Origin of the sequence: Nakamurella sp., from assembly GCF_048594475.1 — a bacterium.
Taxonomy (GTDB): Bacteria; Actinomycetota; Actinomycetes; order Mycobacteriales; family Nakamurellaceae; genus Nakamurella.
The window spans coordinates 1-11,676 of sequence record NZ_JBMDXT010000412.1 but is presented as its reverse complement, the minus strand read 5'-3'; the positions used below and the strand labels follow the sequence as shown (position 1 = coordinate 11,676).

The window sequence follows — 11,676 nt, the reverse complement described above, 5'->3', positions numbered from 1 at the left end:
CGGGTGGGGCGGGCTGCTCGCGGCTCAGAAGGTGATGAGCGGCTTGATGATGTTGTCCTCCTTGGACGTCATGAGCGCGAACGCCTTCTCCACGTCGTCGAAACCGAAGGTGTGGGTGGTCATCGGCGTCGGGTCGACCCGGCCGGACTGCAGCAGCCGGAAGATCCGTTCCATCCGCTCGCTGCCGCCCGGGCACAGGCCGGTGTGGATCGCCTTATCGTTCATGCCCAGGCCGAACGCGTCCAGCGGCAGCTGCAGCGGGTTGGGGTTCTCGCCGTGATAGCCGATGTTGGACACCCGGCCGCCGGCCTTGGTCACCCGCACGCAGGCCTCGAACGTCTGCGGGAAGCCGAACGCCTCGATCGCGGCGTCGACCCCGGCCCCGTCGGTCAGGTCCAGGATCTGCTGGACCGGATCGCCGTTGCTGAAGTCGATGATCTCGTCCGCGCCGAAGCGCCGGGCCAGCTCCTGCCGTTCGGGTCGCGACTCGACGGCGAAGATCCGGCCGGCCCCCATCAGGTTGGCCCCGATGGTCGCGGACAGGCCCACCGGGCCCTGCGCGAAGATCGCCACCGTGTCACCGAACTGCAGGTAGGCGTGCTCGGCCCCCATGAACCCGGTGGAGAGCATGTCGCAGGCGTAGACGGCCGACTCGTCGGGAAGGTTGTCCGGGATCGGGGCGAGGTTGGCCGCCGCCGCCGGCACCACGAAGTACTCGGCCATGTTGCCGTCGGTCTGGACCGTGTACTTGTACCCGCCGAGCGGCCCGCCGCACTGGCTGGTGAACCCGCGCTGGCAGTAGCTGCAGCGGTAGCAGGGGGTGACCGCGTTGACCGCGACCCGTTGCCCCTCCTGGAATCCGGTCACGGCGGATCCGAGACTGTGGATCACGCCGACGGATTCGTGCCCGAGCGTGCGGCCGAACGGCACCGGCAGCGCACCCTTGACGGTGTGCACGTCGGACGTGCAGATCAGCGCGGCGGTGGTGCGGACCACCGCCTCCTCGGGGCCCGGCTCCGGGATGGGCTTCTCGACCACCTCGACCGCGCCGATCTCCTTGATCACCAGTGCCCGCATCGTTGCGGCCATCGGCTGCTCCCTTCTCGTCTGGACGACAGATCCCGCACCTGGTCGGTACGCCTCATTTGCGGTGGAACGCCGGGTAACCGGCCTCGGCCTCCTCCAGGCACCGGCTGCGGTAGGCCCCCACCCCGCCGATGTAGGACAGTAGGCGGCGCGGCTTGCCCGGCACGTTGGAACCCATGTACCAGGAATGGGTTCGCGGCACGAGCGTGGCGTTGGCGATCTCGTCGTGGTGGTCGACCCAGGCCGCCTCGCCCTGCTCGGTCGGCTCGATGACGGACAGGCCGTCGGCCCGCAGGTCCCGGATCGCCTGGGTGATCCATTCGGTCTGCTGCTGCAGGCAGGTCGTCATGTTGCACAGCGCCGCCGACGGGGCCAGCGGGACCGCGGTGGTGAGCAGGTTGGGGTAGCCGTGCTTGGCCAGCCCCATGGTGGTGCGGATCTCCCGCCCCCAGTCGTCGGCCAGCGAACGCCCGTCCCGGCCCCGGATGTCGATCCGGGTCAGCGCGCCCGTGCCGGCGTCGAAACCGGTGGCCAGGATGACGACGTCGAGCTCGACGACCGTGCCATCGGCCAGCTCGATCCCCTCCGGCCGGAACCGGACGATCGGGTTCTGCCGGACGCCGACGAGGTCGACGTTGTCCTGGTGGTACACCTCCAGGTAGCCCCGCTCCAGCGGGACCCGGTGCGTGCCGAACCCGTAGTCGTCGGGTCCGGGCACCAGGATGTCGATCAGCCGCTGATCCTTCAGGCGCGCCCGCATCTTGGTCCGCACGAACTCGGAGATCGTCTCGCTGACCTCGGCCGAGAAGAACATCTCGCCGAACCCGGCCAGCCAGAGCTTGAGCGACCCGTCCTGGTAGATCTCCTCCAGGATCTCCGTCCGCTGCTCCGGCGTGCACTCGTCCCAGACGTGCTCGAAGTCGTACTCGAAACCGGTGAAGGTGTGCGGGACGGTCGCCTTCAGCTCGTCGAAACGTCCCTTGTACCAGCGCTGCTCCTCCGGCCCGTAGGACGGGTTCTTCATCGGCAGGGTGTACTGGGGGGTGCGCGCGAAGACGGTCAGGTGACCGACCTGCGGCGCGATCGTCTGGATGACCTGGATCCCGGTGGCGCCGATACCGACCACGCCGACGCGCTTCCCGGCCACGTCGAGCCCGTCGGCCGGGTACGAAGAGGTGTAGACCAGCTGCCCGGCGAAGGTGTCCTGGCCCTGGAACTGGTGGGTGATCGGGGCCGACAGCATGCCACCGCAGGTGACGAAGAACTGCGTGTCGATCACGTCGCCCCGATCGGTCCGGACGGTCCACCGGTCGCGATCCTCGTCGAAGTGGGCACTGACGATCCGCGTGGAGAAACGGATGTCGCGGCGCAGGTCGAGCCGGTCGGCGACATAGTGCAGCCAGCGCTCGATCTCCGGCTGGCCGGGGAACTTCTCGCTCCAGCTCCAGTCCTTGTAGAGCTCCTCGGAGAACAGGTACTGGTAGATGTAGGCCTCGCTGTCGAACCGGGCACCCGGGTACCGGTTCCAGTACCAGGTACCGCCGACATCGTCGCCGGCCTCGAAAGCCTTGACCCGCAAACCTTCCTCGCGCAGCTGGTGGAGCTGGTACAGGCCGGCCACGCCGGCCCCCAGCACCACCGCGTCCAGTTCGACGGTCGCGCCGCCGGTCGCCTCGGACGTCGTTCCGCTCGTTGCCGTCTCGGTCATCCTCGCACCCCTTCGTGTCGGGCTCCTGATGAGCGAGACCAATGCTGGGTGTGTCCCACGGCACAGTGGTGTCCCACAACCGGACACCTCATGTGGTGATGCCGTACTGCCGGATCTTGCGGTAGAGGGTCGACCGGGCCAGGCCCAGCGCGGCCGCCGCGGCCACCCGGTTGCCGCCGCTGTCGCGCAGAGCCCCGACGATCGCGTCCCGTTCGACCCGGTCGACGGTGCGCAACTCCGCCCGCGGCGTGCTCTGGCAGGACGCGGGCAGGTCACCGACCTCGATGCGGCCGACCGGCCGGCGGTGCAGCGCCGCCGCCAGCGCGTCGGCCAGTTCCGACACGTTGCCCGGCCAGTCGTGTCGGGCCAGCACCCGCATGACCTCGGGGCTGAGCCGGACGTCGCGGTGCGGGGCGATCCGGGCCAGCAGGCGGGTGGTCAGGTCGCCCAGGTCGCCGGTGCGCGCCCGCAGCGGCGGCACGGTCGCGGACGCGTCGAACAGGGCGAGCAGCGGTTCGTCGGCGGTCGCCCAGTCCGGCGTGGCCGTGGCCGCCAGCGGTGCCGGGACCGGCGGCGCGCCGGCGAGGGCATCGATCAGGCTCCGGACGGCGGCGGGCGGCAGCCGGTCCACGTCCCGGAGCACCGGCAGATCCGGCCCGGGGAGCCGCAACCGGGCGGCCGCCGCGGCCGGGTCCTGCCGCACCGCGTCCGGGGTCAGCACGACCACCCGGCCGCCGGGACGGATCCCCGCGAACAGGTCCATCAGCAGGCTGGTGCGCCCCGACCCCGGCTCGCCCAGGACGAGGGTCCGCCGGCCGTCCCGCAGCCCCCGCTCGACGGTGGTCGCGGCGGCCCGCCAGGCCGGGCTGGTGCTGACCGCTCCGGCGCATCCGCCGGCCCCGGCCGTCCCCGGGGTCCCGGCCGTCCCGTGGGATCCGATTCCCGGCCCCGCGGCCGCGCCGATCGGGGCCGGGGAGGCCGGGCCCGCCGGGTCACCCCCGGCCGGCCTGACCGCCGGGGCGGTCGGGGCGGGCGGCTCACCGGCTTCGTGGAGCAGCGAGACCACCGCGACCATGCCGGCGATCTCGGCCCCGACCGCGATGGTCGACCCGCGCAATCGCACGGCGCGGCCCGACGGCAGCTCCAGCCGATCGTCGACGGTGGGGCGGTGCCCGACGACGAAGCGCACGTGGTCGCACAGCGCGGTCAGGTCGCCGTGGTCGACCAGGCCGTGCATGACCGGGTTGGCCATCACCACCCGCGGGCCGACGGCCAGCACGGCGTCACGGCTGCGCGCGTCGACCCGGGTGTAGGCGTCGAACAGCGCCTGCTGGGCCTGGTTCCGGTCCATCAGCAGGTTGCGCTCGATCTCGGCCGCCGACGAGCGGACCAGCGAGTGCATGATCGGCGTGGCGTGATCGGCCAGGCAGCTGATGTCCAGCACGCCCTCGATCCGGCCGGTGAACGGGTCCCGGATGGGGGCCCCGGCGCAGGCGAACGCATGCAGGTTCTCCACGAAGTGCTCGGCCCCGACGACGTACATCGACTCGCCGAACTCCAGGACGGTGCCCACCCCGTTGGTGCCGACCTGCCCTTCGGCGAAGTCGAAGCCCTGGGCGAAACTGACCCGGTCGAGCAGCCGCCCGACCCAGCTGCTGGTGTCCCGCCGGGCGAGCAACCGGGCCTGGTTGTCGGTCAGCGCGACGCACATCGGGATGCCGTCGAGCTGACCGGCCAGCCGCTCGAGCACCGGCCGGGCGCTGTGCATGAGGCGCGAGCCCAGGTCCAGGTCGTCGTAGTAGGTGGAGCGGACCTCGCCCGGGCGCACCCCGCGGGACGCGCTGCGGCGCCAGGACGCGGCGATGTGGTCCGGCACGCCCCGCAGCTCCGACCCGGCGCCCTCCAGGAAATCGGCCCGCGCGGTCGCGATCAGCAATCGCCGATCCACGGCGTGGTCCATGGCCGCACCTCCTCGTGCTCGCGTCCCATCATCCGCCGCCCGGCAAATCCGCCCGATGTCTCGTTTTGGGACAGTCCGCCGGCTCGGACACATCGGCACAGTGCTGGACACACGTGTGCCAGGGCACACGGCTCGGTCAGCGCCCAAGGAGGAGCCATGATCCAGAACGCCTACTACACCCCCGAGTTCCATGGGGAGTACGAGATCGTCTCCGTCGGCCGGCTCGACCTGGAGGAGGGCGGCTCCATCCCGGACTGCCGGCTGGCGTTCACCACCTGGGGCGAGCTGACCGAGGCCAAGGACAACGCCGTCCTGATCACGACCTGGTACTCGGGCACCCACCAGATCTGGCGGGACGTCTACGTCGGCCCCGGCCACGCCCTCGACCCCGAGTAGTACTTCATCGTCTGCATCGACCAGATCGGGTCCGGCCTGTCGGTGTCCCCGCACAACGCCGACGGCGCGAACGAGGGCATCGCGATGTCCAACTTCCCGAAGGTGCGGATCGGGGACGACGTCGTCGCCCAGGAACGGCTGTTGCGCGAGCACTTCGGCATCGAACGGCTGCAACTGGTGGTGGGCGGCTCGATGGGCGCGCAGCAGACCTACGAGTGGGCCGTCCGTTTCCCGGACAAGGTGCTCCGGGCGGCGCCGATCGCCGGCACGGCGCAGAACACGCCGCACGACGAGCTGTTCGCCAAGGTGCTGGTGGACGCGATCACCAGCGATCCGGGCTTCGCCGGCGGGGAGTACGCGAGCAACGACGACGTCCTCGCCGGGCTCACCCGCCACGCCGACATCTGGGGCGTGATGGGCTTCTCCACCGAGTTCTGGAAGCTGGAGGTCTGGCGGGCGCTGGAGTTCGAGACCAAGGAGGCGTTCCTGGACGGGTTCCTGCGGCCCTACTTCACCGTGATGGACCCCAACGACCTGCTGACCATGGCCTGGAAGTGGCAGCACGGCGACGTCGCCCGGCACACCGGCGGCGATCTGGCCGCCGCGCTGGGCCGGATCACCGCCAAGACGTTCGTGATGCCGATCAACGAGGACATGTTCTTCCCGGTCCGGGACTGCCGGGCCGAGCAGGACCTGATCAAGGGCAGCGAGCTGCGGGTGGTCAACGACGTCCTGGGCCATCTCGGGCTGTTCGGGGTGGCCCCCACGTACATGCCGCAGATCGACGAGCACCTGGGCGACCTGCTCGGCACCGACGTCTGACCCCGGCGCCGGATCACCGGACCGACGGCCGGGGCCGGGGCATCGCCCGGGTCCCGGCCGTCCGGCGGCGGCCGTCCCCGCTCAGGAGGCGGCCGCGGTGTCGATCCGGTCACCGGCGTCCGCGACCTGCTGCACGGCGCCGACCGGCTCGCTGCCGATCGGGGCCTCCCGCCACACGATCGTCGCGTGCCGCGAGGGGTCGGGATGGGTGAAGGTCACGTCGCGCAGGATCCACGTCGTGTTCCCCAGGGTCACCGTGAAGTCGCCGGTGTCCCGGATGACCGGGAAATCGCCGACCGGCCAGGTCATGGTGCCGGGGTCCACGGTCAGGGTGGTCTTGTCCGAATAGGTCTCGGTCGTCGTCGTGCCGGTGGAGTACTTGGCGTTGGCCGCCGCCTCGAAGATCTTCCCGATCGTCAGCTTCGCCGAGGCCCCCACCTCCACGTTCTGGGTCAGCTCCACACTCTTGGTCGCGCTGAACTCCTTGGTGTACGGCGTCTTTCGCTCGTTGCCCCAGGCCTGCCCGATCTGCTGGCGGCCGGTCCAGGCCGTGGTGTCCCGGCCGGTCGGGGCGAACGAGCAGGTGGCCCTTCCGGCGGTGCAGATCCGGTTCAACACGTCGGCCTGGGCCTGCCCCTGACCCGCCGGCAGGTCGATGACCGTCCCCTGCCGGTCGCCGTAGTACTGGTCCTGGCCCTCACCCCACACCGCGCCGGCCGAGCCGTGCATCGCCCAGGACGACTGTTCGGTCCAGAACGGCAGGGAGTGCACCCGCATCGTGAGCTGGTACATGCCGGCGTCCCGGCCCGCGGGATCGACGACGTCGAACGTCGCGGTGACGTCGTGGGTCTGGGCCCACAGCCAGGTGATCTCGAACCGGATCGTGCCGCCCGACGGGACCGTCGACCCGAGCGTCGGCAGCTCGTCCGATCCGGCCTGGCCGCTGTATCCCGTCAGCCGCAACGTGTTCCCGCTCAGGTTGGTGACGGTGAAGCCGCGGGTCGCCTCGATCCGCATCTGGTCCGTGGTCAGCTCGCCGGCCGCGGCCCGCTGGGCCAGCCGGGGGTCGACGGGCGTGACGACGGTGCCGTCCGCCGGCCCGCCGTCGGTGACGCCAGGGGCCTCGACGGCCCGACCCGCGACCGCGGGGACGGTGTCGGCCGAGGCCAGCGCGGTGAACCCGGACACGCCGAACAGGGCCGCGCCGACAACGGTGGTGCACAGGATCTTCCCGACGAGCTTCATGGCTGATCTCCTCCCTCGGCCCGCTGGACGTGGCGGGCACCGACAGGAGAAATGCTCCGGGACAGGCCACCTCGTGTCCGTCCCCCGAGCGGCCGGGGTGGTGGACGACCCGCGGTGGGCCGACCGGTCGACGCCGGCTGGCGACCTGGGTCCATGGACAAGGCCCCATCCGGGCGCGTGGGCAGCGGCTACCCTCGGGCGATGGCCGTCGCCCGCTTCCCCAGCGTCATCCTGGACTGCCCGGACCCTGGTCGCCTGGCCCGCTTCTACGGCGGCCTGCTCGACTGGCAGATCAGCGTCGACCCGGACTGGGCGGAGATTCGCGCGGACTACGGGCAGTGCGTGTGCTTCCAGCGGGTCGAGAACTACCGGCCGCCGGCCTGGCCGACCCAGGACGTGCCCCAGCAGTCGCACCTGGACCTGATGGTCGACGACCTGGACGCGGCCGAGGCGGCCGTGCTGGACCTCGGAGGGACCCGGGCCGACCACCAGCCGGGCACGACCTTCCGGGTCTTCCTCGATCCCGCCGGCCACCCGTTCTGCTGCTGCATCAGCTGACGGCGGGGTCCGCTCGCTCTGAAGGTGAGCCGCCGAGGGGACTTGAACCCCTAACCGCCCGATTACAAGTCGGGTGCGCTACCAATGGCGCCACGGCGGCCTGCGCCGGCCGCCGGGGAGCCCAAAGCGGAGACGCGCGGCAAGCGTAGCGGCCGGGAGGGACGCCGGTCATCTCGCGCGCGAGCCGGCGGTGCGGGATCGTGACGGGCGGCCCCGCCGCGCCAGTACGGCCGGCCGGCGAGGCCGGCCAGCACGACAGACCGCGACCGACCGCGACCGACTGCGACCGACCGCGACCGACCGCGAGGACTCGCCCCGCACCCCGAAGGATCCCGATGACCGCTCTGTTCCTGGCCCGGCACGGCGAGACCGTCTGGCACGCGGAGAACCGGTACTGCGGCAGCACCGACGTCGGTCTGACCGAGGCGGGCATCGCCCAGGCCCGGCGCCTCGGGGACTGGGCGGCCGGCGCCGGCCTCGACGCGGTGTACGCATCGGACCTGAGCCGGGCCCGGTCCACCGCCCAGCCCGCCGCCGACGCGGTCGGCCGGCCGCTGCGGGTCGACCCACGGCTGCGCGAGTTGGACTTCGGCAAGGCCGAAGGTCTGACCCCGGCCGAGATGGCCGAGGCCTTTCCGGACGCGCTGGCCGCCTTCTCGTCCGACCCGGCGACCCATCCCCTGCCCCGCGGCGAGGACCCGCACGCCGCCGCGCAGCGGTTCGTCGCCGCCCTGGTCGACATCGACGCCGAGTTCCCGGCCGGGCGGGTGCTCGTCGTCGCCCACTCGACCGCGATCCGGCTGGCGCTGTGCACCCTGCTGGGGCTCCGGCTCGGCCGCTACCGCGACCTGCTGCCGGCCGTCCGGAACTGCGCGATCACCGAGATCCGCGCCGATCGAGGGCATTTCGCCCTCATGCAGTACAACACGCCGACCTGACCGCCCGCCCGACCCACCGACCCGACGGGCCGACCCGTCCACCTCCGCGCGGAGCGGGAGGGGCTAGTGTCCTGCGCCGTTAATTCGTTGTAGAAGTCGTCCGAGTGATTTGAGGATGTCTTCGGCGGTCTTGGTCCAGATGAATGGTTGGGGATCTTCGTTCCAGGCGGTGACCCAACCGCGGATCTCGTGTTCCAGCGCTTGCACAGAGCGGTGGTCGCCGCGTTGGCGCAGGTCCTGGGTCAGGTAGGCGAACCATCGTTCGACTTGGTTGATCCACGAGCTGTAGGTCGGGGTGAAGTGGATGTGGAACCGGGGGTGGTGGGCCAGCCAGGTCTTGATCGCCGGCGACTTGTGGGTGCCGTAGTTGTCGCAGACCAGGTGCACGTCCAGGTGGTCGGGCACCTGGTGGTCGATCTTGATCAGGAACTTGCGGAACTCGACGGCCCGGTGTCGCCGGTGCAGGCTGGAGATCACCGTGCCGTCGCTGGTGTCGAACGCGGCGAACAGGCTGGTGGTGCCGTGCCGGACGTAGTCGTGGGTGCGCTTCTCGGGCATCCCGGGCATCATCGGGAACGCCGGTTGTGACCTGGCCAGGGCCTGGACCTGGGATTTCTCGTCCACGCACAGCACGACCGCGGACTCGGGCGGCTGAAGGTACAGGCCGACGATGTCGTAGACCTTGTCCACGAACAGCGGGTCGGACGACAACTTGAACCCGTCCACCCGGTGCGGCTTGAGTTCGAACGCCTTCCAGATCCGACCGACCGTGGATGCCGAGACGCCGGCCTTCGCGGCCATCTTCCGCCGTGACCAATGCGTCGCGTTCTGCGGTGCGGATTCCAACGTGTCCACCACGACCCGCTCCACCTGGTCCGCGGTGATCGACGCGGGACGACCCGGCCGTGGATCGTCCGACAGCCCGTCCAACCGCAGGTCGACGAACCGCTGCCGCCACTTGCCGACGGTCTGCTGGGCCACCCGTTCCCGAGCCGCGACCTCTTTGTTCGTCAGGCCCTCGGCGCAGGCCAGCACGATCCGGGACCGCAACGCCAACGCCTGAGCCGACGTCGCCCGACGCGTCCACCGGACCAACTGCTCCCGCTCATCAGATGTGATCTCTAGCAACGCCTTTGGTCGTCCAGCCCGCGCCATGGACCCAATACTACTATTATGTTGCGTATTTCAGGCGCAGGACACTAGGGGTGTCCTGAAGAATCCGGCTCCTCCGTCGCCGCATTCACCCAGGCCACCCCTCCCGTGCTCGATGGTGGCCTAGCAGGATCGGCCAACTCTAGAGCAGGACGGTTGATTACGGTCGGGGGATGCAGACGGACGGGACGGTCAGCGGCGACCGGGGCATGGTCAGTTCGGTCGACGCGCGCGCGACGGCGGCCGGGGTCGACGCGCTGGCCGCCGGCGGCAGCGCGGCGGACGCGGCGATCGCCACCAACGCGGTGCTGGCCGTCACCGCCCAGCACCTGTGCGGGCTCGGCGGCGACCTGTTCGCGCTGGTGCACCCCGCCAACGGCGGCGGCACCCCGGACGCCCTCGTCGCCGTCGGCGCCGCCGGTTCGGGAACCGATCCGCAGCAGCTCCGGGCCCAGGGCCATGACCGGCTGCCGCGCCGCGGCGACATCCGGACCGTCACGGTGCCCGGCTGCGTCGACGGGTGGCTGGCCCTGCACGAGCGGTACGGCCGGCTGCCGCTGGCCGACCTGCTCGCACCGGCCCAACGCTTCGCCACCGACGGGTTCGCGGCGTCGGCGCCGATGGCCGCGGCCACCTCGCGCATCGCGGGCCTGGCCGGCGCCGACGACTACCACCGACCGGGCGGGCTGCGCCCCGGCGACCGGGTCACCCGGCCGCTCGTCGGCCGGACCCTGGCGGCGATCGTGGACGGCGGCCGCGACGGCTTCTACGCCGGGGCCTTCGGCGAGGGGCTGGTGGCGCTGGGCGACGGCCTGTTCAGCCCGGACGATCTCGTCCGCCCGCACGCCCGGTGGGCCCGGCCGATCGGCCGTCCGGCCTGGGACCACACGATCTGGACGGCGCCGCCGCCGTCCCAGGGGTACCTGGTCCCGGCCGCCGCGTGGATCGCCGACGGCCTGCCGCTGCCCGACGACCCGGACGATCCGGCCTGGCCGCACCTGCTCGTCGAGGCGGCCCGGTGGGCGGGGCACGACCGGCCGGCCGTCCTGCACGAGCACGCGGACGGCGAGGCCCTGGCCGATCCCGCGCGGCTCGCGGGCTACCGATCGGCGATCGAGGTCGACCGGCGGACCGCGCCGCAGGCACCGGCCGCGGCGGGCGGCACCACCTACCTGTGTTCGGTCGACGCGGACGGCCTGGGCGTCTCGCTGATCAACTCCAACGCGGCCGGCTGGGGGGCGCACCTGGTCGTGCCGGGCACCGGTGTCTTCCTGCAGAACCGGGGGCTGGGTTTCTCGCTCGAGCCGGGCCACCCGGCCGAGTACGGGCCGGGCCGGCGCCCGCCGCACACGCTCGCCCCCGCCCTGGTCACCGGCCCGGACGGGGCCCTGCGGGCGGTCCTGGGCACGATGGGCGGGGACAGCCAGCCGCAGATCGTGCTGCAGCTGCTCGCCCGCCTGCTGGCGGCCGGGCAGAGCCCCGGCCGGGCCGTCGGCGCGCCCCGCTGGTCCCTGGGCACCGGCGGCTTCGACACCTGGTCCGGCGACCCGGACGAGGACCTGGTGTCGCTCGAGCGCGGCGCTCCGGACGGCTGGGCGGCGGGGCTGCGGCGCCGTGGACACACGGTCCGGGCGGACGCCGACCTCGTCGGGCACGCGCACGCCATCGTGCGGTCGCCGGGCGGCCGGCTGACCGGGGCGGCCGATCCGCGCGCCGTCGTCGGGCTGGCGGCGGGGCGATGAGCCCCGGCGGCACCCCCGGACGCGTGTGCGGCAACCGTCCTCATCCCTGGGAATGAGGACGGTTGCCGC

Annotated in this window: 8 protein-coding genes, 1 tRNA gene and 1 pseudogene; 4 read left to right on the top strand and 6 right to left on the bottom strand. The window is 71.9% G+C overall.

Features of this window, described 5'->3' with window-relative positions:
* Positions 1 to 24 precede the first annotated feature (24 nt).
* The 3 genes from ACOJUF_RS18805 to ACOJUF_RS18795 form a co-directional block, all read right to left on the bottom strand.
* The gene (locus ACOJUF_RS18805; RefSeq protein WP_420123347.1) at positions 25 to 1,089 is read right to left on the bottom strand and encodes an NAD(P)-dependent alcohol dehydrogenase; all 1,065 of its coding nucleotides are present in this window, start codon (positions 1,087 to 1,089) and stop codon (positions 25 to 27) included.
* 52 nt (positions 1,090 to 1,141) lie between these two features.
* Positions 1,142 to 2,794: a flavin-containing monooxygenase gene (locus tag ACOJUF_RS18800; RefSeq protein WP_420123346.1), complete on the bottom strand. Its 1,653-nt coding sequence runs from the start codon at positions 2,792 to 2,794 to the stop codon at positions 1,142 to 1,144.
* Between the two features lie 88 nt (positions 2,795 to 2,882).
* Positions 2,883 to 4,754: a sigma-54-dependent Fis family transcriptional regulator gene (locus ACOJUF_RS18795; protein ID WP_420123345.1), complete on the bottom strand. Its 1,872-nt coding sequence runs from the start codon at positions 4,752 to 4,754 to the stop codon at positions 2,883 to 2,885.
* Between the two features lie 156 nt (positions 4,755 to 4,910).
* On the opposite strand from ACOJUF_RS18795, the pseudogene ACOJUF_RS18790 reads away from it, so the two are divergent.
* Positions 4,911 to 5,972: pseudogene (locus ACOJUF_RS18790) on the top strand (alpha/beta fold hydrolase).
* An 81-nt stretch (positions 5,973 to 6,053) separates the two neighbouring features.
* Here ACOJUF_RS18790 and ACOJUF_RS18785 read toward each other — a convergent pair.
* Complete coding sequence (locus ACOJUF_RS18785) at positions 6,054 to 7,217, bottom strand: hypothetical protein (protein ID WP_420123344.1); 1,164 nt, start codon at positions 7,215 to 7,217, stop codon at positions 6,054 to 6,056.
* A 201-nt stretch (positions 7,218 to 7,418) separates the two neighbouring features.
* On the opposite strand from ACOJUF_RS18785, the gene ACOJUF_RS18780 reads away from it, so the two are divergent.
* The gene (locus ACOJUF_RS18780; protein WP_420123343.1) at positions 7,419 to 7,775 is read left to right on the top strand and encodes a VOC family protein; all 357 of its coding nucleotides are present in this window, start codon (positions 7,419 to 7,421) and stop codon (positions 7,773 to 7,775) included.
* A 27-nt stretch (positions 7,776 to 7,802) separates the two neighbouring features.
* Here the strand turns inward: ACOJUF_RS18780 and ACOJUF_RS18775 are convergent.
* Positions 7,803 to 7,875 (bottom strand) — tRNA-Thr (locus ACOJUF_RS18775).
* Positions 7,876 to 8,110: 235 nt separating this feature from the next.
* Here ACOJUF_RS18775 and ACOJUF_RS18770 point away from each other — a divergent pair.
* Entirely contained in the window at positions 8,111 to 8,713 is a 603-nt protein-coding gene (locus ACOJUF_RS18770; RefSeq protein ID WP_420123342.1) for a histidine phosphatase family protein, read from the top strand.
* Between the two features lie 63 nt (positions 8,714 to 8,776).
* On the opposite strand, the gene ACOJUF_RS18765 is transcribed toward ACOJUF_RS18770, so the two are convergent.
* Positions 8,777 to 9,868: an IS630 family transposase gene (locus ACOJUF_RS18765; RefSeq protein ID WP_420123341.1), complete on the bottom strand. Its 1,092-nt coding sequence runs from the start codon at positions 9,866 to 9,868 to the stop codon at positions 8,777 to 8,779.
* Positions 9,869 to 10,038: 170 nt separating this feature from the next.
* On the opposite strand from ACOJUF_RS18765, the gene ACOJUF_RS18760 reads away from it, so the two are divergent.
* On the top strand, positions 10,039 to 11,607 hold the full coding sequence (locus ACOJUF_RS18760; protein WP_420123340.1) for a gamma-glutamyltransferase family protein: 1,569 nt from the start codon (positions 10,039 to 10,041) through the stop codon (positions 11,605 to 11,607).
* The last annotated feature ends 69 nt before the right edge of the window (positions 11,608 to 11,676 follow it).